Source organism: Peredibacter starrii, from assembly GCF_034259205.1.
Taxonomy (GTDB): Bacteria; Bdellovibrionota; Bacteriovoracia; order Bacteriovoracales; family Bacteriovoracaceae; genus Peredibacter; species Peredibacter starrii.
Genome location: NZ_CP139487.1, coordinates 1,323,203 through 1,345,175, shown reverse-complemented (window position 1 = coordinate 1,345,175; position 21,973 = coordinate 1,323,203). Strand labels below are relative to the sequence as shown.

24 protein-coding genes are annotated in these 21,973 nt (G+C 44.0%); 14 read left to right on the top strand and 10 right to left on the bottom strand.

Going from position 1 to position 21,973, the window contains the following annotated elements; genetic code table 11:
- Positions 1-117 precede the first annotated feature (117 nt).
- Genes SOO65_RS06670 through SOO65_RS06650 form a run of 5 tightly spaced genes read left to right on the top strand, consistent with a single transcriptional unit; the run spans position 118 to position 3,319 of the window.
- Positions 118-1,017: a hypothetical protein gene (locus SOO65_RS06670; RefSeq protein WP_321398618.1), complete on the top strand. Its 900-nt coding sequence runs from the start codon at positions 118-120 to the stop codon at positions 1,015-1,017.
- On the top strand, positions 1,017-1,565 hold the full coding sequence (locus SOO65_RS06665; RefSeq protein ID WP_321398616.1) for a hypothetical protein: 549 nt from the start codon (positions 1,017-1,019) through the stop codon (positions 1,563-1,565). Before SOO65_RS06670 ends, SOO65_RS06665 begins: the two co-directional genes overlap by 1 nt.
- Complete coding sequence (locus SOO65_RS06660; RefSeq protein ID WP_321398614.1) at positions 1,546-1,887, top strand: hypothetical protein; 342 nt, start codon at positions 1,546-1,548, stop codon at positions 1,885-1,887. The genes SOO65_RS06665 and SOO65_RS06660 overlap by 20 nt, the downstream gene beginning before the upstream one ends.
- Before the next feature lie 38 nt (positions 1,888-1,925).
- The gene (locus SOO65_RS06655; RefSeq protein ID WP_321398612.1) at positions 1,926-2,954 is read left to right on the top strand and encodes a hypothetical protein; all 1,029 of its coding nucleotides are present in this window, start codon (positions 1,926-1,928) and stop codon (positions 2,952-2,954) included.
- Positions 2,951-3,319 (top strand): globin family protein, encoded by a 369-nt coding sequence (locus SOO65_RS06650; protein ID WP_321398611.1) that lies wholly within the window; start codon positions 2,951-2,953, stop codon positions 3,317-3,319. Before SOO65_RS06655 ends, SOO65_RS06650 begins: the two co-directional genes overlap by 4 nt.
- Here SOO65_RS06650 and SOO65_RS06645 read toward each other — a convergent pair.
- Positions 3,299-3,679 carry a hypothetical protein gene (locus tag SOO65_RS06645; RefSeq protein ID WP_321398610.1) on the bottom strand — a complete coding sequence of 127 codons (381 nt, stop codon included), beginning with the start codon at positions 3,677-3,679 and terminating at the stop codon, positions 3,299-3,301. The genes SOO65_RS06650 and SOO65_RS06645 overlap by 21 nt on opposite strands.
- A gap of 36 nt (positions 3,680-3,715) precedes the next feature.
- Here SOO65_RS06645 and SOO65_RS06640 point away from each other — a divergent pair, with 36 nt between their 5' ends.
- Positions 3,716-5,149 carry an aldehyde dehydrogenase family protein gene (locus SOO65_RS06640; RefSeq protein ID WP_321398608.1) on the top strand — a complete coding sequence of 478 codons (1,434 nt, stop codon included), beginning with the start codon at positions 3,716-3,718 and terminating at the stop codon, positions 5,147-5,149.
- A 91-nt stretch (positions 5,150-5,240) separates the two neighbouring features.
- A complete protein-coding gene (locus SOO65_RS06635; protein ID WP_321398606.1) occupies positions 5,241-5,786 on the top strand; it encodes a transposase in 546 nt (181 codons plus the stop codon).
- A gap of 153 nt (positions 5,787-5,939) precedes the next feature.
- Here SOO65_RS06635 and SOO65_RS06630 read toward each other — a convergent pair whose 3' ends face one another.
- The gene (locus tag SOO65_RS06630; RefSeq protein ID WP_321398604.1) at positions 5,940-6,689 is read right to left on the bottom strand and encodes a hypothetical protein; all 750 of its coding nucleotides are present in this window, start codon (positions 6,687-6,689) and stop codon (positions 5,940-5,942) included.
- 146 nt (positions 6,690-6,835) lie between these two features.
- Between SOO65_RS06630 and SOO65_RS06625 the strand changes: the two genes are divergently transcribed.
- Positions 6,836-7,216, top strand: a complete 381-nt coding sequence (locus tag SOO65_RS06625; protein WP_321398602.1) for a hypothetical protein — start codon at positions 6,836-6,838, stop codon at positions 7,214-7,216.
- Positions 7,217-7,286: 70 nt separating this feature from the next.
- On the opposite strand, the gene SOO65_RS06620 is transcribed toward SOO65_RS06625, so the two are convergent.
- Positions 7,287-8,195: a TIGR01777 family oxidoreductase gene (locus tag SOO65_RS06620; RefSeq protein ID WP_321398600.1), complete on the bottom strand. Its 909-nt coding sequence runs from the start codon at positions 8,193-8,195 to the stop codon at positions 7,287-7,289.
- A 112-nt stretch (positions 8,196-8,307) separates the two neighbouring features.
- Between SOO65_RS06620 and SOO65_RS06615 the strand changes: the two genes are divergently transcribed.
- The gene (locus tag SOO65_RS06615) at positions 8,308-9,435 is read left to right on the top strand and encodes a patatin-like phospholipase family protein (protein ID WP_321398598.1); all 1,128 of its coding nucleotides are present in this window, start codon (positions 8,308-8,310) and stop codon (positions 9,433-9,435) included.
- Here the strand turns inward: SOO65_RS06615 and SOO65_RS06610 are convergent.
- Complete coding sequence (locus SOO65_RS06610; RefSeq protein WP_321398596.1) at positions 9,419-10,753, bottom strand: DEAD/DEAH box helicase; 1,335 nt, start codon at positions 10,751-10,753, stop codon at positions 9,419-9,421. The genes SOO65_RS06615 and SOO65_RS06610 overlap by 17 nt on opposite strands.
- 157 nt (positions 10,754-10,910) lie before the next feature.
- Here SOO65_RS06610 and SOO65_RS06605 point away from each other — a divergent pair, with 157 nt between their 5' ends.
- Positions 10,911-12,008, top strand: coding sequence for an Lsa36 family surface (lipo)protein (locus tag SOO65_RS06605; RefSeq protein WP_321398593.1), 1,098 nt, complete (start codon positions 10,911-10,913; stop codon positions 12,006-12,008).
- On the opposite strand, the gene SOO65_RS06600 is transcribed toward SOO65_RS06605, so the two are convergent.
- Positions 11,971-12,369, bottom strand: a complete 399-nt coding sequence (locus tag SOO65_RS06600) for a thermonuclease family protein (RefSeq protein WP_321398591.1) — start codon at positions 12,367-12,369, stop codon at positions 11,971-11,973. The two genes, SOO65_RS06605 and SOO65_RS06600, sit on opposite strands and share 38 nt — an antisense overlap.
- A gap of 195 nt (positions 12,370-12,564) precedes the next feature.
- On the opposite strand from SOO65_RS06600, the gene tgt reads away from it, so the two are divergent.
- On the top strand, positions 12,565-13,695 hold the full coding sequence (gene tgt, locus SOO65_RS06595) for a tRNA guanosine(34) transglycosylase Tgt (RefSeq protein ID WP_321398589.1): 1,131 nt from the start codon (positions 12,565-12,567) through the stop codon (positions 13,693-13,695).
- Here the strand turns inward: tgt and SOO65_RS06590 are convergent, their stop codons facing one another.
- Both SOO65_RS06590 and SOO65_RS06585 read right to left on the bottom strand, forming a co-directional pair.
- Positions 13,696-16,302, bottom strand: a complete 2,607-nt coding sequence (locus SOO65_RS06590; RefSeq protein ID WP_321398586.1) for a hypothetical protein — start codon at positions 16,300-16,302, stop codon at positions 13,696-13,698.
- On the bottom strand, positions 16,289-16,708 hold the full coding sequence (locus SOO65_RS06585; RefSeq protein WP_321398585.1) for a hypothetical protein: 420 nt from the start codon (positions 16,706-16,708) through the stop codon (positions 16,289-16,291). Before SOO65_RS06585 ends, SOO65_RS06590 begins: the two co-directional genes overlap by 14 nt.
- Positions 16,709-16,901: 193 nt before the next feature.
- Between SOO65_RS06585 and SOO65_RS06580 the strand changes: the two genes are divergently transcribed.
- From SOO65_RS06580 to SOO65_RS06570, 3 genes are all read left to right on the top strand, one after another.
- Positions 16,902-17,726: a protein-glutamine glutaminase family protein gene (locus SOO65_RS06580; RefSeq protein ID WP_321398583.1), complete on the top strand. Its 825-nt coding sequence runs from the start codon at positions 16,902-16,904 to the stop codon at positions 17,724-17,726.
- Between the two features lie 8 nt (positions 17,727-17,734).
- Positions 17,735-18,376, top strand: coding sequence for a hypothetical protein (locus SOO65_RS06575; protein ID WP_321398581.1), 642 nt, complete (start codon positions 17,735-17,737; stop codon positions 18,374-18,376).
- A gap of 121 nt (positions 18,377-18,497) precedes the next feature.
- Positions 18,498-19,052: a hypothetical protein gene (locus SOO65_RS06570; RefSeq protein WP_321398579.1), complete on the top strand. Its 555-nt coding sequence runs from the start codon at positions 18,498-18,500 to the stop codon at positions 19,050-19,052.
- 40 nt (positions 19,053-19,092) lie between these two features.
- On the opposite strand, the gene SOO65_RS06565 is transcribed toward SOO65_RS06570, so the two are convergent.
- From SOO65_RS06565 to SOO65_RS06555, 3 genes are all read right to left on the bottom strand, one after another.
- On the bottom strand, positions 19,093-19,359 hold the full coding sequence (locus SOO65_RS06565) for a hypothetical protein (RefSeq protein ID WP_321398577.1): 267 nt from the start codon (positions 19,357-19,359) through the stop codon (positions 19,093-19,095).
- Between the two features lie 68 nt (positions 19,360-19,427).
- Complete coding sequence (locus SOO65_RS06560) at positions 19,428-20,597, bottom strand: hypothetical protein (protein WP_321398575.1); 1,170 nt, start codon at positions 20,595-20,597, stop codon at positions 19,428-19,430.
- Between the two features lie 211 nt (positions 20,598-20,808).
- A complete protein-coding gene (locus SOO65_RS06555) occupies positions 20,809-21,930 on the bottom strand; it encodes an aminotransferase class V-fold PLP-dependent enzyme (RefSeq protein ID WP_321398573.1) in 1,122 nt (373 codons plus the stop codon).
- Between the last annotated feature and the right edge of the window lie 43 nt (positions 21,931-21,973).

The following is a 21,973-nucleotide window of genomic DNA, read 5'->3' as shown; positions in this document are numbered from 1 at the left end:
GCTGTGAAAACCTTAGAGTTTCCACTACTTAAACCAGTAGTAATTTTTACAGTAAATCCGGCATTTTCCCCAATTAAGTGGGGGATTTTCCTAGAATGTCCCGAATAAGGATTATTTATGAAACGCTCTGAAATTCTCATCGGTATGTGCCTTTTGGCCACTTTAGTCGGTTGTAGCGATCCGGGTCACCAAACCAGAAAGCCCGTGACGGATACTTCAACTGGGGAACTTGAACCGGATTCGCAAATGATTCATTCCGGAATTCACCGAGAGAAAGGTGCTGCTCCTCTCACCTACGCCGAGGAAATTTCTAAGACCATCGCCAATAATCTTCCAGCTGCGATCTATCGCACAGTTCCTGATATTGAAAAAGATGATGAAGGTACAGACGGTATCAATGTAAACACCAGATCAAGTCTTGGACGCCCTCTTACAGTTTGTGGAGGAGCGGGAACTTTTAGCGGCATCAATGCCCGCATTGCCGACTGTGCTTCAAAGAATGGTGAGAAGGCCATTTGGGACGGTTCACGTTATGGCTCTTCCAGCGAAGGCACCTGGCAGTTGGTGGCCCTTCTTGATAGCACCAAAGAAATTTGGCTCGATACTCGTACGGGTATGATTTGGTCTGATCTCATCAAAAATATGGAATCAGGTGCAACGGAGTTTAACTGGTGTAAAGCCGCCGGCAGCGAGACCCTGCCGACTCCATCTTCGGGAATCGATTGTAATGCTGAGGCGGCCGGTGAAAAAGTTTGTACGAATTTGATCATCGATGAAATCGGCACTCAAGTTGAGTGGCGCCTACCGACTCGTAATGATTATCTTCAAGCTGATCTCGACGGACTTCGTTTCGTCCTAAAAAGAGAAAACGCCAATGGTCTTTGGACCGGTACCATCAAGGCCGGATCAACACTAAGAAGTGAGGCCTGGGTCTACCAGTCTTCCAACGGAACCTTAGTTGCCGGAGAGCTTACGACCACACGTAACGTGAGATGTATCGGAGTTCCAAGGCTCTAATGAATCTCGAGGCAACTTACCAAAAAATTCTTTCTGAAATCGACCAGGGCCACCGCGGTCTTCAACGCTATTCAAATGAAGAACTGGAAGAGATTAACCGACTTTTTTTAGAGTCATTGATGGGTCAGAACTTCGAAGCGACGGAAAAAGTCCTTTGTTTAGTTGAACACTCGGCCGGACTTTACGGACAATTTGAAAACGCCATTATCCAGACCCTAAACTCATCGGTACCGGACAATCTCGTCATTTTCGCTCTTAACTGCGCGAGAAAGCACATCATTGAGGCCCGTTTTCAGAAGGGTCAGCGACTGGATTACACCTTCCTTGAGGCCATCAAAAAACATCTCTTCTCAAAAAATCCTGAGGTGGTTGAATGGACTCTTCGTCTGATCGAGGGAACCGGGAATCAAGGTATATATTTTTTGAAGGAATTTGATAAAATTAAACCAGGCCCATGGAAATGGTTTAATTCCCACCAACGGGCCGTGAGAGAAATTATCACGCTTCTTGAAAGAAGATGGAGCCCTCTTGAAAAACCCCGAACTTGATCCTAATAAGGCCCTCGATGTCATCCGCGAGATCGAGAACATGGCCGGCATGCCGAATTTTGATCTCGAACAAAGAGAAGATATCCAGGTAAAAATCAGAGTGAACGAACAAGTCGGACCTGCGATGTTTCGTCCTGATCCCCTCATTCCTGGTGGCTATATTGCAAATTCCTTAACAATTCGGGCCATGCGTCCAGACATCTTTGTCCTCGGTGAATCGCTGGAAGATTTCTCGGCGGAAATCGAATGCGCGTGCGGAAAAACTTTGGACGTGCAATTTTGGAAACTCTGCCCATTTTGCGCACGGGAAATAAAACCCTAGTCTTTGACTCATCGAAAAAAACGAGTCACAATTAATCCATGCTGATAGTTCAGAAATTTCATTCAATCCATGAGATTGATCCTGAATTCATTCCGAATATTGAAGTTCTCCTTCAGGAGGACGTGGCTTCCTTTGCCACTTTAGTTCAGCGCCACGACGGTGCTCCAAACGGCGACGTTTTCACCTACTTCCTCTTTTTTGGACCGACTCAAAATGCACCGATTGGATTTTGCCAGCTTTGCTTAAAGTCGATTCCTTCAAAAGATATTCTTCCTTGGTGGAGAAAACTGAAATTCTGGGACAAAGATCACCTTCATTGGAAACAGGCCACTTGGCAGGTTGGAGATGGTAGTAACGGTCTATGTGTTTTTGATCCGCGTTTTGCGAGATCAGGCAAAGAAAAAGTTCAGGAACTCATCCGCGAGTACGAAGCACGTCCGGACATCATGGCCCACGAGCTATACTGCTTAAAAGGTCTTCAGGACTACACGTTCTCAAAAGAAAGAGAAACGAAGTGGAGTAAAGAGGCCTACGTGCTTGAACCGCTGGCAAAAGCATTCAAGACCTATCAAGACTATCTTCAAAGCTTGGAGGCCGATGTTCGTAATGACATCAAGGCTTCTTGGAAAGACCTTCATCAGAAAGGCAAGATAGAGATGGGTGACTACCCTACTCCTCATGAAACGCCGAAGACCCTTCCTATTCCTCGAGAGCAATTGGAAATCTGGGAGAAATGGGGAGCACAAGTTCTGACGTTTGAAAAAGATCTTCAAGTGCTTGGATGCCTACTGGTGCTTAAAGGTAAGAACGGAAACGTGTTCTTTGAACCGTTCCCATTTGAGCCAGAAGGCGAATCACTGGTGAGTGATGAGCTTTATACTCAGTACGCTCTTCTTAAATTTTTTGAGATGCCAGACGCTCGTAAGTGTCACCTGATGAAGTTTGGTTCAAAACTCGTGTTCGAAGAAAAAGAAGATCTCAAATTCTTCCAGGCCCAGGGCTTCCAACTTAAAACTGTGGTGAGACAGTTCCAATCCGATTTAAAAGAACTCACCCATCCGCTATGACAGATAATGAATGGATCTATTCAGTGGTCGAATCATTCTATGACAAGGCCAAGACTGACATCCTGATTGGTTATCATTTCAGAGTGATTCAAGACTTCGATGAACATATCCCTCGCATTGTGACTTTCTGGGAACTGCAACTTTTAGGCAAGGCCTCGCGTCCGATTGAAAAACCCTTCGACATTATGAAACCCCACATGCCTCTAGGGATTAAGCGAGGTGAAATCGGAAGATGGTTGGTCCTTTTTAGAAAGACCCTTGATGAACAAGTCGCTCTTCATCCAGAGAAAAAACCACTGCGTGAGCAATGGGAAAAGAAGCTTGTGGATTTTGAAGGAAAGTTCTTACGGTTTTTTGGCTTCTAAGTGCTCGGTCACAAACTTTTCCAGAACTGGCTCACCAGTCACATCGTCCCATAGCCAGTTACGAGTGTAATAACCACGAAACTTCTTAGCGGCGAAGATGGCATCCGCTTCCGTCATAAACTCTACGCCGATGAATTCTAAATTTTTAACTCTTACAATGTGAGCAGACAAACATCCGTCTGAATAATCGGAACAGTTCACCCCTTCCGTCATGCTCTTAGGCAAAACGATCGACACACTCGGATCGGCCTTCAATGCTTTAAACAGAAGCTCCTCTTTGGTATACTTGAGTTCTTTTGTGCAAGATGCACTTAGTATGGACAGAGTCAAAAGAGTAAGAGGAAATAGGAATGTTTTCATACTCAAAGTTTAAACGAAACTCGACGAAGGACAAGTATGTTTCAACTACCAAAACACCTTCCCCTTAAATTTACCAAATCAACCGGCAAAGATATGGATATCCTTTCCCCTAACGACGGAAAGCTTTTAACTCGCGCCCAGATGGGAACTCCGCAGGACATTGAGCATCTCCTTACAACCATGAAAGAAGCGCAAAAATCCATGGCCGCACTAAAGCCTTTTGAGCGCTCTAAGATATTAAAGGATGTGGCCCATGATCTTAAGGGTCAGGTGGATTATCTTGCTTGGGTCATTGCTTCTGAAGGAGGCAAACCTCTGAAGGACGCTAAGGCGGAAGCGGCCCGTGCGGTGGCAACTCTGGAACTTTGCGCGGAAGAAACTGCGGGTCTCGTAGGTGAAGTCGTTCCGATGGAAAGAACCGCTGCTGGAAAAGATCACGTGGCATTCACTATGCGCGCGCCAATCGGGCCCGTGCTTGCAATCTCGGCCTTCAATCATCCTTTAAATCTCATTTCCCATCAAGTGGGTTGCGCCATCGCCAGTGGCTGTGCGGTGGTTTTGAAACCCGCTTCAGCGACTCCTATCTCCGCCTTCCTGCTTCTCGAAGCTTTTGAGCGCGCTGGACTTCCTAAAGATGGCCTTCGTGTTTTAAATGCCGAAGTTCCTTTGGTGGAACATCTTGTTGCCTCACCTATTTTTGATTTTGTTTCATTTATTGGATCAGCAAAAGTTGGTTGGGAGATGAGAAAGAAAATTGCTCCCGGTACTCGCATGTCACTTGAGCATGGTGGCCAAGCGGCGGCGATTGTTCGTGAAGATGCGGACCTCGCTCCAGCAGTCACGGCTCTTTTAAAAGGTTCTTACTATCACGCGGGCCAGGTTTGTATTTCAACTCAAAGAATTTTTGTCCACGAACAAATGTTCGCTGCATTTTTAAATGAATTCAAAGCTGGTGCAGAGAAATTAGTCACTGGTCCAGCGACTGATGAGAAAACTGATGTGGGTCCTCTGATTAAACCAGCAGAAGTTGAACGCATTCAGAAATGGATTGGCGAAGCTGAGAAAAGAGGCGCACGTGTGGTCTTAGGAAATAAAGTTTCCGGTGAACAAAAACAATATTTGTCCCCTACTATTCTTACCAACGTTCCAAGAGACACCACTCTCATGACTGATGAAGTGTTTGGTCCAGTGGTGTGTATCAATAGCTACAACGATGAAAAAGAACTCCTAGAGTACTTAAACTCTAACCCTTATATTTTTGAATCAGCTCTTTTCACTCGCGACATCTCCAAAGCTCTTCGCTGGGCCCAGGACATTTCAACCATGACTTTTGTAATTAACAATCACACTGCTTTCCGTGTGGATCAAATGCCATTCGGTGGCCACAAGATGTCGGGTCTAGGAATGGGTGGAGTTAAATATCAGATCGAAGAGATGACTCGCACGAAACAGATCATTATGAAGTACTAGTTCACCAATGAATTAAATCATCGCACCTACTCGTTCTAGCTTACAGTTAACACTTATTCGAATTACATATGCCCCTTTCAAAGAGGGGCATATGAACAAAAAACAACTCAGTCTAAATCTCTATCAAGGTAAATCTGGCGGTAGACGTCCGGGATCGGGAAGAAAAAGAATCCATTCAAAAGGCGTCGCTCATCGCATCCGAGAAAAGGTTACGAACAGAACTCCACTCCATATCAATTTCAAATATCGAACCTTCATCAAGAACAAGTACTGCCTCAAACTTTTGAAAAGGGCAATTATCAATGCCCGCGCACATGGGCTTAGGATCATTCATTTTTCACTTCAGTCCAATCATGTGCATTTGATTATCGAAGCTGAAAACAACGATACTCTGACTAAGGGGATGCGTTCTTTGACTATCACTTTCGCCAAAGGGCTTAATAAAGGGAAAGTTCAAATTGAGCGTTACCACCTGCATGTTTTGAAAACTATCAAGGAAACCAAGCATGCCGTTCAGTATGTCCTCTTCAATCAGCAAAAACACGGAGCCGCAGGAGCGGCGAGCGACGACTGCAAAGATTTGCAGTCCCGTAGCAGGATGCGGAGGGAAGAAAAAGGGCACATATTCGAAGATTGATGAGTATTCGTCCTTATTGAGTCTTGAAAACGCTATCGAGATAATAAGACGATTTGCTAAAAATGGAAAAATGACATTAAAGCTGGGTAGGTTTGAAAGTTATCAATTAGAGCGAGAGAAGAGTTTCCTTCTAAAAGAAGGTCTCGCCCTACTCTAAGGCGCGAACCAACAACGGGGACGCTCTTTCTCAAGTAGCCCCGCCATCATCGTGTCCAGACGACACTGAGGACTTGGATAGAAGGTCGGTGAAAGATCAGTTTTCTTCACCACTGTTTTGTCAGGAGTATCATAGTAAGTATCGTTTGGTCCTTGAGTGCGAAGAAAGATTCTCTCCACTTCAAGTTCTTGAAATCCACGATAACAAAGTTTTAAATCTTCGCTCTTCTTGAATTTGGCCTCACATAATTTTGCGGTGTAAGTGTCCGGTGCTTTCACGGGAACTTCTTCAGGAAGACGCTTGAAAATTCTCTTGATGCAATATCGAGCAGCATAGTAATCAGACTGGCCCTCAGTTGAAGCTTGAATGTTATCTGTTTTGTTCTTGTAAGGAGCACCACCAATGCCGTGACCCAGCTCATGACAAAGAGTCATGGCCACTCCATCCATGGTCATTCCAACCATCTTTCCATAACCGCCGAAGAGATAGAGATTGTGGTCCTGAATTCCGGTTTGCGGATCCTTGTAACCACTATAAGAAGCATGAGCGGCCTCCAAGTCCCACCAAAAGTTTGGCGTTGCGGGAGTCGGAGGCCTATTAATGTTTAGTCGTGCATTTTGAGCTTTAAGTTCTGGACCGAATTCTGCTTCGAAGACCGCTTTAATAATTTGAAACTCAGCGAGAGTCACCTGTGCCTGGGCAGAGAAAGCAAAACATAGAAAGAAGAGCGCCAGAAGTTTGAACATAAAGTTTCTTTAGCACACTGAGGGAGAGATACAAGAAAGCGGGAGATTTTTTCATAGTTCGGACTGTAATTCCTTCACTCATCATCTTGATCATTCGGATCCATGGTATAGAAAGAAAAAATTCTTCCAATACCAAGGAATCTTTAATGAAAAGCAAATTACTTACGATCGTGGCCCTAATGACTTTTATCGGAAACTCATACGCCGACATTAACTGCTCAGGGAGAGATGTTGGGACTGGTAGAAATGTAACGGTAGAAGTTTCTGGAAACCCTCTTGAAATTTCTTATTCATTCAATCCAGGCTGGGGAAAGCTTTTAGTTGATGTCCTAGAAAATAATCTCATTCAAGGTGAAAATGATACTTATGGCAACCAACCACGAGTTCGTGGTGAGCTTGAACATAACCTTCGTCTAGCGGGTGGGAACAATGCTAGGTTAACTTTACGTACCTTCGATAACTACTCTAATAATGCAAAGAAGAATGTGATTCTTTTGAAATGTAAGGGAAGAGTTACATTGAATTAATTTTTTAAGATCGCGAATTCGAAATGCACCCACAATGTGGGTGCATATTAAGTCTGTAACAGACCTTCTCTTAGTAAGCTGTTTCTTTTAATGCCATTTCCAGAGTTGGATAATGGAAGCGGAACTTCTGCTCTTTAATCTTCTTCGGAAGAACTCTTTGACCTTCCAGAAGCACAGAAGACATCTCACCGAATGCCGCTTTCAAAGCGAAAGCTGGAACCGGCATAAAGGCCGGACGGTGAAGGGCCTTTCCAAGGGCCTTTGTGAATTCTTTATTCGTAGCTGGGTATGGAGCAGTTCCATTCACAGCACCTACGATGACTGGATTAGTTACTGCTTCAACATAGATTGAAGCAAGATCGTCTACATGAATCCAGCTCATGAACTGTTTGCCGTTTCCAATTGGACCACCAGCACCTAGTTTGAACACCGGAAGCATCTTTTTAAGAGCTCCGCCGCCGCGACCAAGAACAACACCTGTACGAACAACGACTACGCGAAGACCTAGGTCTTTTGCTTTAAAAGCTTCCGCTTCCCATTCTTTGCAAAGAGTTGCAAGGAAGTCACTTCCAGTTGTTGATGCTTCAGTGATCTCTTCAGCATCACGGTTACCATAGATACCAACCGCTGAAGCAGAAACGAGAACTTTTGGTTTCTTTGGCATATCAGCGATTGCTTTAATTAATAAATGAGTTCCGTTAATACGTGAATCATGGATACGGCGTTTCTGAGCGTCGTCCCAACGTTTATCAGCGAGACCCTCGCCCATAAGGTTGATAACGGCCTCAACACCTTCAAAGGCCTGCTGCGAAGGAACACTTACAGCGTCCCATTGAACGAACTTACAGTGGCTGCCAAGATTTAAGGCCGATTTAGCAATGTTACGAGTTAGCACAACAACTTCGTGCTTATTTCTTAGTAACTCTTGAACAACTCTTTGACCTACAAAACCCGAGGCCCCAGTAACTAAAACTCTCATGAATTCACCTCTAAAAAAATTTTCATCCCATTCTAACCCGACGCCCTTAAAGTGTCTCTAAATTTGTCCTCTTGCTCCTAGCAACTTTTCCGAACTCGTGCATAATAAACTTATGAATAAGAAACTCGGTCTAGTCATGACGGGTGGTGGAGCTAGGGCGGCCTATCAGGTCGGTGTGGTCCGCGCTATCTATGAGCTTACCAATCGCAAACACAACCTCTTCGAAGTAATCACTGGAAATTCTGCGGGTGCTATTAACTCCACCTATCTTGCGGCAAATGCCGAAAACTGGGATGTTGCTACCCATAATCTCACCGCCCTATGGGGCCGCGTGAAGCCTGAGAACGTCTTCGATCTTCGCACCAGAACAATTTCGGAACTTGGTCTTAAGTGGATGTCGGGAACACTTTTAGGAGGTCTTACTCCTAAAGGTAGTACGGCCAATCACCTCTTAGACACTGCCCCGTTAAGAAAGCTTGCTCAACGTGAGATCAACTTCGAAGACATCATTAAGAACTTGAAGCAAGGTCATCTTTACGGTGTTTCTCTTTCTACCACCAATTACAATTCCGGAAGTAACGTGGTCTTTTATCAGGGCCATGAGAAGATCAACGACTGGTCTCGCTCCGATCGCTTCTCTCTTCGTTGTGATATTAAGATTGATCACCTGATGGCGTCTGCGGCCATTCCCTTTTTCTTTCCACCGGTACAAATTGGGCAAAGCTTTTTCGGAGATGGTTGTATTCGTCAGACAACTCCACTCTCTCCTGCGATCCACTTAGGGGCGGATAAAATTATTGGTATTGGCGTTCGTTATCCTCGCCCTCATGAACAAGTAAAACACATGGCGCTTTCGCCTTTTCAAAATCCTACCATCGGGCAAATTGCCGGTGTGATGTTGAACGCCATCTTCATGGATGCCCTGGAAGCGGATGTAGAGCGTATGAGAAGAATTAACGAGCTCATCGCTGAAGGTGCTCATAAAGAGTTAAAATCCATTCCTATTCTCATGATCAAGCCCTCTCGCGATCTCGGAAAAATGTCGGCCGATCACGTGAAGGAACTTCCGCAAATGCTACGTTATCTTTTAAAAGGGATTGGTGTGGCAGGAAATGAAGGGACGGATCTTTTAAGTTATCTCGCGTTCGATTCTTCATATACCAAGCCCCTGGTGGAGCTTGGATATGACGATACTATGAAAATGAAAAATGAGATTGTGAGATTTATCGACGACGTTTAATACCGCGGTTACGTTGTACTTTTGCTGGAGGAGCATTTCGAAGCTCTTTCTCAGTTTTTTGTACACGAGCAGCACCACGAACGTTTTTCTTCTGACCACGGAAAGTAGCAGGTGCTTTTTCAACCGGCTTCTTCACCACTGGTTTTTCCTGCTTCATCTTCTCTTCAGGGATGATGTCGAGGTTTAAGTGCTTCTGATTCATGACCGCTTCATTGATCTGAGAGATCATCTTTGAATCATGGTAGGCCACCAGGTTATAAACGATCCCTCTCTTTCCACCACGACCAACTCGACCACAACGGTGAAGATAGTAAATCGCAGTTTTCGGAAGACCGTAGTTAAGGACCCATGCCAGATCTTTAATATCGATACCACGAGCAGCAACGTCAGTTGCCACTAGAATCTGTTGTTTGCCTTCTACGAATGAACGAATGGCAGCTTCACGATCTTTCTTTTCAAGATCACCGTGAAGAAGCTTCATTTTAAGCTTCGGCATCTTCTCTGAAAGATATTTGAAAAGATCTTCCGCTTGGTTTCTCTGGTTTGTGAAGATGATTCCACGCCCTTGAGCTTGTTTCTCAAGGAACATTCTTACGACCATGTCTTTCTCGGCCGGAGTAACTTTTACGTTGAACGTTTCAATCTTACTTTGAGGAGCGTGTGAAACGTCTGAAGCAATTCTTGTGAAGTTTGTTTCAGGAAATTTTTCCTGAATATAGTTTTCAACTTCAACTGGAAGAGTTGCAGTGATGAAGCCAAGTTGAATAAGGTTCATATCAAAGTACTCGATCATGAAATCAAGATCGCGTTTGAAACCCATATCGAACAATTGATCTGCTTCATCGAAGATCACATACTGAAGCTGATTGAAGTTAAGTTCTTTTTTCTGAATGGCACTTTTAATACGCGATGGAGTCGCGATCAAAATTTCATATGAGCCGCTCGCCACAGATTTCATCTTGGCGTGAGTATCGCCACCAGTAAGGTCACGAACGCGAAGTTTTAAGTGGTGAGAAATGCCTTTAAACACGCCATGAATTTGCACAGCAAGTTCACGAGTTGGGGCCACGATTAAAGCGTACGGAGCACCTTTCAGAGTGTTCTTTCTACCTTCATCTTCTTTTTGTTTAAGTTTGCTCGCGATCGGAAGAGCGTAAGAAAGGGTCTTACCCGATCCTGTTTCCGATAAAACGATAACTGATTTCCGATTCAGAATCTCAGGGATAACTCTTTTTTGAACCAAAGTGGCAGTTTTAAGCCCCTGTTCTGTAAAATAGGCTTCGAGTCCCGGGTGAAATTCAACATTTAAGAAGGCCATGAGTGTCCTCAATTCGTATAGATAGCTAGTTTTGGGCTGGTGTATCACGGGGACTGGGCCTTTGTCTTGGGAAGAGGTAAAAAATTCTAAATTCCGGCCAAAGACAAATCCCCCTAGAATGAAAGCTGTACCCATATCCCGTTTCGGGAAGGATTTAATGAAAAAACTGCTTCTGGCCCTGACCGCCCTATCTTTAGGACTTTATGCCTCTGATTCCTCTGCCCAAATCTTCACGATCAAGGTCACAGACTACGGTGGGATTGCAGACCCCACATTAAGAAGCTTCGTGGACGAGCAAATTCTTAAAGTTCAAAATGAAATTAACAAGGACCTACCAAGTGCTCCTCCGGAAAGACTGATGGAAGGTATGGCAAATTCTTCGGTGATGGCCGGTAAAGGTTTGGCCTCGGATTACGCTTCGGGCATGAAAGTATTTTTGATTGGTGCCAACGTAGGTGCCGGTGCGGATCTTGCCAAAGATAAAAACACCGATTCAGATGTGAGCGGTGTGGGTGTTGCTCCGGGCGTAGTTGTGGGTATGAACCTGGGTTGGATGGATGCAGAGAAATTCCTTGGAATGGATACTAACCGTTTAAATCTCTACTTAAACTTCATGTCTTACAAGCATGAGCAACAAATCAATGATGATCCAGGTAAAGAGTCGAATGCCGATCTCGATATGCAGGCATTAGGTTTTAGACTGCGCTACGATTGGATCAAAGGTAATGATTCAAAACTTCTTGGCTGGGGTGGCGTGAAATTTCACTTCGGTTACGAGTACAACAAAACCAATATCGCGTTTAATAGTAAGATCAATGAGTCAGTGAATGAAACCAGCAGTACAGGTGAAGTGCTAACCGGGAACATCACTGGAGCTCCGCAGGCCAATATTGCTGTGGCCACACACTCTATTCCGCTTGAATTATCTACTGATGTTCAGCTTCTTTATATTCTAAGTTTATACGTGGGCGTGGGTGCTGACTATTCTTGGGGTCAAGCTAAAGGTAGCGGAACACTGAATGCTCCAACTTCTTCCATCAATTGTAATGGTGGTGCAGCTTGCGGCGGTAGTCCAACAATTCAAGTTCAACCCGACGCCAACATCGATGCTACCGGTAAAGCAAGTGGCTTCTTATATCGTGGCTTCGCCGGCGCTCAGATCAACCTTCCATTCTTCCGAATTTACGGTCAGGTGAATAAACCAATTGGTAATGACCTTATCGGTGCCAACGTTGGTGTGCGTTTCGTTTATTAATTTTTCTCCAATCTTTGGGCCTTTGGAATCCTCCAAGGGCCCACAGTCCTCTCCTCTCATTCTTGGCCTTCTGAAGTTCCCTTAGATAAAAATATTTTTCACGCATCGATTGAAATTCAGCATGCGGATAAAGACTCACGCATCCAGCTTGAATAAGCTTTAAACTCACGTCCCCCACATCGCCTAAGAGTCTTCCATAAATGTCCTGCTTATGAATCGAAAGCAGAGTTTCGCTTCCGAGTGGAAGAAGCTTTTCTAAACAAGTCTTAGAGAATTTCCCGGCGCTTCCCTGCCCGGATTCCGGAGCGTCTAATTTAGAAAGTCTCACTTTCAATTTCTGACGTTTATAACCAACCAGCACGGTATCCCCATCATAGATTTTCAGTACTTTGACGGTGAATTTTAGGGGGAACAAGTCTGTAAGATCTACCCTTTGAAGGAATAAGCTAAACAAAGGCAAAAGAATCTGATAGTGTCGGCCCATTCTAAGTCCTTTACTGGAAACGCCCATGCCTCGGCATGTGGAAAACAATTTTGCCCAAAGGAAAGTTCATTTATGGATGTTCGTTCAGAAGTTAATAAGCACTTTAAATTCACTCTAGAACACGTTGATAAGCATTGCGGTGCTCGTGCGGGTTACATCGATACTCCACACGGAAGAATTCACACGCCGGTCTTCATGCCCGTGGGAACTCACGGTGCGATTAAAGCTCTTCAACCAAAAGAGTTGATCGATCTTTCAATCGAGATCATGCTCTCTAACACTTATCACCTACACTTAACTCCGGGCTCAGAGCTAATTGCCAAGGCCGGTGGTCTTCATAAGTTTATGGGTTGGGATCGTCCGATTCTTACTGACTCAGGTGGGTTCCAGGTTTTCTCACTTCAAAAAAACTCAATCACTGAAGAAGGTGCAAACTTCAAAGGTGCTAAGGGAGAGAACGTTCTTCTTACTCCGGAAATTTCGATTCTGGTTCAACAGAACCTTGGATCAGATATCATGATGGCCTTTGATGAATGTATTCCTTATCCGGCCACAGAAAAATATGTAGAGAACTCAATCGCTCGTACTCACCGTTGGCTCGATCGTTGTGTTGATGCTTGGACAAATCCAAGACAGGCGCTATTTGGTATCGTTCAGGGTGGTGTTTACGATAAATACCGTAAGATCTGTATTGAAGAAGTAACGAAACGTAATCTTCCTGGTTACGCCATTGGTGGTGTATCCGTAGGTGAAGGTCCTGAGCATATGGAAAAAGTGGTGAAACACACCGCTCCTCTTATGCCAAAAGATAAACCACGCTACGTAATGGGCGTTGGTATGCCGGAAGATCTACTGATGATCTGGGAAAACGGTGTGGATATGAGTGACTGTATCATCCCGACAAAATTTGCTCGTGGTGGAACACTCTTCACAAACCGTGGAAAGATCCGTATCGAACACAAAAACTATCGTCGTGATTTCTTCCCGATCGAACCGAATCTAAAAGACTATGTGAACACAAACTTCACACGTGCTTACATTAAGCACCTTTTCGACTCGAATGAGATCCTGGGGCAGATTCTTGCGACCGCCCACAATATCTCATTCTATAAGTCGATGGCAGTGAGGGCCCGTGAAGCGATCTTAGAAGACCGCTTCTTAGAATTTAAGGCCTCGTTCCTGGACGGATACAAGAGAGACTAATTACTTTCCAAAGTATTCACGAACCATCTGATCTTGGAGTTCATAGCGCTTCCTAGACAGGTGGTTCTGGATTGTTTCAATGCTAATCTGGTTCTTCTTAACCGTTGGATCATTCACAGTTGCTTTCAAAACATCATATTCTAGTTTGTCCCATGCATCCGAGTCTTTAATACATTTTTCGCCCAGATATTTATTCACGAGTTTAACCAGCATATTTCTCATCGGATACTTTTGCAGACAGGCCTGCGCCATTGTACGGGCCTCTTGTTCAAGCTTTCCATCAATTACCGGCGTCACTCTTTGCTCGAAGGCGGCCTGAGATGTTTTCACCCAATTAGAATACTGAGGAGTACTCGTAATGTTCTGACAAACATTCTGATCCAGGAAGTTTGAGAACAGGTCTTTCTTTAAATGATAAATCGTTTCAAAAGAAATCAGTTCATAGGCCATCTTTTTACAATCGGCCACGATCTGATTCGTACTTCTTACCCAAGAAAAGTTCGCAAGAACACGAGTGCGAATCGTTCCATTGTCTCTGGACATATAATCAATCGCGGAATTGAATTCCTGATCTCTGTCTTTTTCGTAAAGTCCCTGAATGATTCCGAGTAAGACTGGTTTAATCTCGGAAATGAGAATGACCTCTTCTTTTGGATGCTGCACACTCATTCCATCCACCGTTATCCCTCGGGTGACGATCTTAAACGATTCCGGAATTTGCGAGTTCAGACAGTTATAAAAAGAACTCACGAGATAACCATTCTTCGGTTGAAAATACTTACCAGTGGGAGTTTCCACGTCGTCATGCTTAATCAACTTACAACTTTCCCAAACATCATTGGCCTCACGATCAATCATGTCACGGTTAGAGGCAACGATTACCTGATATGCCTTGATCGTTTCTTGCTGAATATTGGCGAATGAGTGAGCAGACGAATACATGTCGGCCAGTTCCTGGGTCTTTTCCGGAGGAACTCTTAGAGTCGATGCCTTTTCATATGCTCTCTTATTGATCTCTGACGTATAACAAGCCTCTTCACTGGACTCTCCATAACATTGGAGGAAGGCCTCTCGGGCGATCTCTTTATTTGAGATCTCGTTGTAGAACGACTGAATACGTGCGAGATATTCTTTGTCATTTTGAACTTCCGAAAGATACTTATCGAAAGCTTTGATGAGATACTCTTTAACATTTGGTTCCCATTTTACTCTGCCAGGATTTTCAGTGAATGTGTTACATCCGTCCGGATCAGAGACTGAAATTTTTGCTTTCAAGTTGGCAGTGATCTCTTCAGCGTGGGTCCCGATACAATTTAAAACACTCGGAACCACGTTCGAGGTGAAGTCCGACTTTTTAAAGTAAGTCGAGCGAACATTACCTGGTTTTTGGTGACATTCAACGACTGCTTTGAATATCTGGTTACCAGTCTCAGCATTGTATTGGGTCAACCAACCCTGGATCAGAACATCCACATCAAAGGCACGTTTCTGATAGTAGTTGTCGGAAACGAAATCAAAGTGATCTGTCGCGAGACTGGATCTTGACTTGTCTCCTTCCGTTCTAAAATGCGCGATGGTATCGGCGAAGTTCTCCTGTGGGTTAGTTTTGGCATAGGCCGAAACATATTTTGCCGTTGGAGAAATTTCCCATTTTTGGACAAGGGCACCCGATGGATCAACGAATTCATTCAAAGTCATGCCTGTAAAGGCCATATAGTCAGGGCGATGCGAACGATAAAACTTGGCCGTTCCTCTGCCCTCCTGGAAGTCCACTTGGTGAGTTAACTCGTGAGTGATGGCGGTGTAGAACCAGCCACGATCAGATTTACCTTGGTTAAACCACAAACATCCGTCAGTCAGAAAAATCCAACCAATGGAACTCGCCAGACCACAAGAGCCCGGATATTTTGAAAACTTTTCTCCACGAGGAATTCGCTGAATTTCTTTGAGCTTATTTAAGGTCGTATGTGGGGACTTCAACATATGCGATAGTCGCCACCAACCGTAAAGTTCATCATCGTTATAAAGCCATTTATCTAAAGGTATCGCCTTCCCTTCATAAATTCCAGGAACCGGCTTCACATACGTTGAATAAGTAGATGTGCCAGGCATATCTTCTTCAGGCATGTGGTTATCGGCCGCAAGCATGTGCCCAAACTTCAAATACCATAGATAGTGAACATAACCCGCGACTCTATTTGGCCTGCCATAGATCTGGTTATAAATACACGGCACGTCTTCGCACATAGAGTAATCAATGGCGTCCGGATTGGCGACGTCACCAATTTTACTACCAAACTCTTTAAGAAAGTTCGCTTGCGGTACCGGCAATTGCGAGAGATCAAGGTGCTTCCAACTACCATTGACTCTTTGAGCTCCGGCATATTGTTTTTCAAGCTCTCTGATCTCGGCCTTCAAAGTCTCGACTGAAAAAATGTCCTTCATGCACTGGCCGTTCTGACCACCACTGGCGAGCTTTCTTTCCAAGACTGAGTCACGCTGAATATTTTTATCCCATCGAGATAGGAGACTTTCAGGCGTCTTGGTCTTCGTACAAGAAGCAAAAACCAGAATGAATGAAAGGTAGAATAAATTATTTTTTTTCATATTCAACTACCCTTGAAATGAACTCACTGCCTTCGGTATACACAACACTCACGCCCTCTGAAGGACATGCCAGTTCGTATTCCGGAAGCTCGTGACCTTTTGTTTGGTTGATTTTGCGGATCGTGGTGTCGCAATCTTTGAATTTGTGTTTCCAGAAGATCAGTGTTTTCTCATCACCCTTTGGATCCTTAAACCCGTGAGTAACAACATCACCTTTCACCTGGTATTTTTCATTGCCTTCATAAAGAAGAATTTTTCCTTCCGTCACCGGAATCTTCTTTTCTTCAATCGGTTGCCCTTTTTCGGCGACCAGATCCGAGACAGTGGTTTTGCCATAATTGGGTGAAGACTTCTTCACTCCACATGCAGCGACGACCAGTAAGGACATCAAAAATATAGCTTTCATAGACGATTCTCCACAGATCCTCATCGGGTTTAATGCCCTACAACTTTAGTCAAATAACGCTCTGGCGCTTATGCGCTTTCCAGTACTTAAGCCGCGGGTAATCTTAATTTGACGTAAAGATCGCTGCACCTCTGTAGGCAATGGAGCGACAAAAAATTATAAAGCCACCGCAATTCACGCTAGCGGAGGCCCAATGAAGAAGTTGTTTTTGATTAGTTTGGCCCTTGGAATTTCGCCCTTCCTAAACGCGGAAACTTTCAAGAGTCGTATTCATGCAATTGAAGGAAACATTGTTAAGTTTGAAAATGGCCGTGTGGCCTTTTTAAATTCCTCGCCGATTAAACTCGCGAAGAACTCTCTCATTCGTGCTGAGGTTGACGAAGAAGATTCGTCTCTCCTTTCATTTGACGTTCTTCAAGAACCAGTCATGAAATCTATGTCGCAAATTCAGGATGAGAATCCCGCTCCTCTTCCAGGCTTGAGACCTCCCTTTGAAGCAACCATTGTTAAGAATATGGAAGAGGCCATCGCCATCTTTAATCGTTCGAATTCAAACTACAAGCGAGTATCTGAATGTACCGACCGTGCTCATGTTTGGGCCCATGAAGAATTCAAACGCTCTGGCACAAAATCCAAGAAAGTATTCGTGTTCTTCACCGCTTCTTACATTGATAGCATTCGATTCAAGTGGTGGTTCCATGTGGCCCCAATGTATTCCGTGCAAACTCCTGAAGGAGTGAAAGATATGGTGATGGATTTCCGTTATACCGATCGCCCGATGACGATTAAAGAATGGACCGACCAATACGTTTATACCAAACGCCCTTGCAAACCGACTCTGAGATTCTCTGAATATGATGTGAATCCCCAGACCGAAAACTGCTATCTGATGATCGATAGCATGCACTATAAGGTTCCGGGAGATTTAGCGGCACAGGAGCAAGGTCGCTATAAGGCCACGACTCCAGACAGTGAGTACCGCGCGGCCCTTCGTTTCGGTTTTAACACACAACCATAGAGCGCAACATGAAACAAAATATTTCTTCAATCCTTTTTCTCTCTTTAACTTTACTTGCCGCCTGCGGAAAAAGCGGCGGCAAAAGCAACAGCGGGAAATCCAGTAATGGACTTGCCACAATTAAAGAGCAACAAGCTCAAGGCAATTACCGTGCGATTCTTCGTCCTTTTAATAACCACCTCTCTGGCTTTCTTCCATCTGGCTTTGCTGAAATTAATATTGCAGGAGACACGGTCTCATTTAAAACCATGCTGGATGATGATGCTCGCGTGATTCATTTACAAAGTGTTCATGCAGGAACTCGTTGTCCAAACGCGGGCGATGATATCAATGGCGACAGTTACGTTGATATCAAGGAGGCCTATGCCGTGGTTGGAAAAGTTCTAGTGCCGCTCGATTCTGATCTTAACAGCACAGCTGGTTTCTATCCTCTGGGCGGAGGCTACACCTATATCGAGGCGGCTTCATTAAAGACCCTGGAAACAGATGTAAAATCTCGCACAGGAGAGAAACTGAACCTTACCGGAAGAGTGGTACTTTTACATGGTGTGAATCCCGCAACTGAACTTCCAGACTCATTTGGAACTTTGGACGGTATGACCCCGCAAGCAAGTGCACCGATTGCCTGTGGTGTGATCTTCAAAAAATAACTGTTTAGGCCCGCCTTGCCGGGCCTCTTTGGCCAGATTTTAATTTGTAATTATTGCAAAGGGTAACCTTCGTTTCACTTTTCACATTATTATTCACCTACACAAAAAGAGGTCATTACTTATGAAACGAGTTTTCGTTCTATTTCTTGTGCTTATTACTTTCTCAGTTCAGGCAAACGCTGCAACTCAGAGTGGGTTGAAGGCCGCCTTTGATGAATTGAACTATTCTTTATCTGTTGAATGGGACCAGAAAGATCAGGCCTTCTTCAATGTTCAAAGTGAGAAGTTTTCAAATGAGATTTTGAAGCTTCAAGCGGCGGGGCTATCAAATCAAGAGCTTCTCGATTTTACAATCTCGCAAATCAAAGACGAAAAATGGGCCAGAGAAATTCAAACTACTTACTCTCTCGTTTCAATAAATGCCATGAGTGCCAAAGAAGCTCAGGAACATATCCGATCAGTGGTTGAAAAAACTTATAATCGTGGCGCCAGTTGGAACGGTACTGCGGCCTTCATTGGTGGAGCGATCTTCGCCATTGTTGTTCTGGCCGTTGTTGCTGTCGTTTATAAAGATGAGTTAACTGAAAAAGGTGAAGAGTGTTACATGGCCTACAAGTGTCATGAAGTTTGTGAATATGGACTTTGCCGAAATGTTTGCGCTGACGAATGTATCTAAATAAAAAGGCCACCCTTTGGGGTGGCCTTAACAATAAACATTAATCTGAATAATTAAGTGCGAGCACAACTGAACCCGCAAGATAGGAAATCAGAACGAGAGTAAAGGTTTGACTCCATAATTTCACTTTCAGAAGACGAGCAAGGCGCTCCTTGTCCTGTATCAAATCAAGATAGGACTTACTCATGAGCTTATCAAAATCAATTTCGTAATCTTCATTTCTAAGATTCATGTACGTCACCCAGGCAGAGTAAACTCCAATCCCAATTGTCATACAAAAACCAAGAAGAAGTAATGATAAGGCCATGCCCTATCATCCTTCTCCTTAAAGATTAACTGTTACTCAATTTTCTTTAACTAGTTTTTAAACTTTCTTTATCTTTTAACTGGCTGATAAATCATATTAAGTCCCGACAGAGGATAAGGATAATTATTAAATTTTTTATCTCTCGTTATGATCCACATAAAGTCTGGGCGAGTTTCAGTAAGCCATTCTCCACCGATGACATTGCCACGATAATCAAGCTCAACAATATACTCATAATTTTTGCTTCGAAATTCCTGGTGAACAGTATTTGTCACTGGAAGTTTTGAAACAAAGTTACGAGACCCAGCGGCCTCCGCTTCTGCGGTCCAAAACTTAAGCTCTTCACCGTAGGTGAATTTTGTCGCCACTTTAATTCTTCTCTCAATCCCCTGTGTTCGATGATCAGGTGTCACCTCTTCTTCACCCACAACTTGTGAGGAATAACTCGTCACTGGCTGATTCCATACATCACCAAAGCGATCTACGTCTGCCACGAATCCTCTGGAATGGATTCCAATCAAGTTTGTAAGTGAAACGTGAAACGCTCCCGCATTCACATCAACACAATCTGGAGAATTTGCGAGTTCAGGCGCTGGAGGATTTGGATTAGCATCACGATCATCCCCTTCACCAGGGACCTTTCCACTGGCATTACAACGCATTCCAATTTGTGCGTAAGTACCTTGATAATTATAAGCATCGTGCATGGCCAGAAGCGCCTTCACATCGGAAGACCCAAAGTTGGTAACGATCCCATCTTTATTTCGGATTCTCACAGGTGCGGGCTCAGGATAATTGGCCGCGGCCAGCGCCCATCCGTGACAGATTCCTTCCCACCAAAGATCCTTTGGGCTGTATGAACTTAAAACCTTCCTTGTGAGAGTGTAATTATAATCACTCAAAGTGATGTCATAAAGTTCCGCCGGAGAAAGTTGTCCAATCTCTTTCTCACTCATTTTTTTAAGTTCTTCCTTAGTATAGAGTCTGTATTTGAATGGCTGAGGATTTGGATGACTCCATCGATAGGCAATGCCTCCACGATTGGATGGCCAAAATGATTCAGACCAACCAAGGCGATCATCATTGAGTCTTCCGCTTAAAGGAAGACTATCGAAGCGGTAAATCATTTGTGTGTTAACGATTTTTGAAAATACATTGGGACTATTATTAGTTGAAAATCGTTCTGCATAAACCGAAGTTGAAAGTAACGCCAAAGTGAGTACCGCATGTCTTTTCATGATTCTTCCTTGGTTAAGACTAGACGGCGGCGTTTATAACAAATGAAGTAAGTATCGCTCAAGGCGACAGAATGACACCAACACTGAATTTTACACTGGTGATTTAACTCTTCGAAATACAGTTGCGAGAGGAATCGTAAAACTTAAGAAGAAATGTAGCCGCTGAAAGTCGAGCACTCTCAGAATGAAAGTGCTCGATGCGAAATTAAAGTTATTTTTCTGATTCGATGGCGAGCGAAATAATTTTTGTGAGCTTTTCCAGATTCTCATAACTCACGTTATGAAAAAGTGCGATTCGAAATTGGTTTCTTCCAAGCTTTCGATAACCATCAATATCAACCGCCACACCTTGAGCGCGAAGAACTTTAATCAAGTCATCAACTTTGTACTTTTCATCCACATCGATACACACCACTGCTTGAGAACGAAACTCCGGGTTCTTAACAAAGGGAGAAAGATAAGGTTTTTTCTCTGCCCATCCATACATCAGTTCAGCTTTTTTCTTAGCAAGCTCTGTGACCTTCGCCTCGCCCAGCTTATTCATGAGTTTGATTTGCTCATTCAAAAGGAAGATCGTGGCGATTGCCGGTGTATTGTAAGTCTGATGCCCACGTGAGTTTTCAATGGCATTTGACCATTTCATCACCTCAGGAATGTAGCGAGTTTTATCTTCCTGAATTTTCTTTGCGCGAGCAATGGCCTTTGGTGACATGATGGCCACATAGAAGCCGCCATCTGAAGCAAAAACTTTTTGAGGCGAAAAATAGTAAATATCAATATTAGTGAAATCCGCTGGAATTTGTCCCGCACCCGATGTGGCATCAACCGCCATCAATGTGTTTGGATCTTTTAGCTTTGGAATATTTGAAAGCTGAACACCCGTCGATGTTTCATTCAATGTACAGCAGATGAAATCATATCCAGGTTCTTCTTTCGGATTGATGCCTTCCCCGAACTCTACCTTCACTTCCTTGGCCTTGATCCAAGGAATCTGCTTATGTGAGCGATACCATTTATCTGAAAACTCTCCACAAATATAATGAAGCGAAGACTTTTCAACTAATCCAAGGCCCATCATGTCCCAAAGGAAAGTGGCGCCACCGTTCCCAAGAACGATTTCATAATCGGCTGGTAATTTAAAATAAGTACGAAGACCGTCTTGAACTTCTTTTACGAGATTTTTAATCGGATCTTTTCGGTGACTGGTGCCCAGAAGTTTGCTGCCAGACTTTGCAAGATTCTCGACCGCTTCAATGGGAATAAGTGAAGGACCAACTCCAAAGCGAGGGTCGGAAGGAATAAGATCAGAAGGAACCTTAAAATTTTCGAACATAGTTGGAAGCTCCAAAATATATATCGCTCTATGATAGCGATCC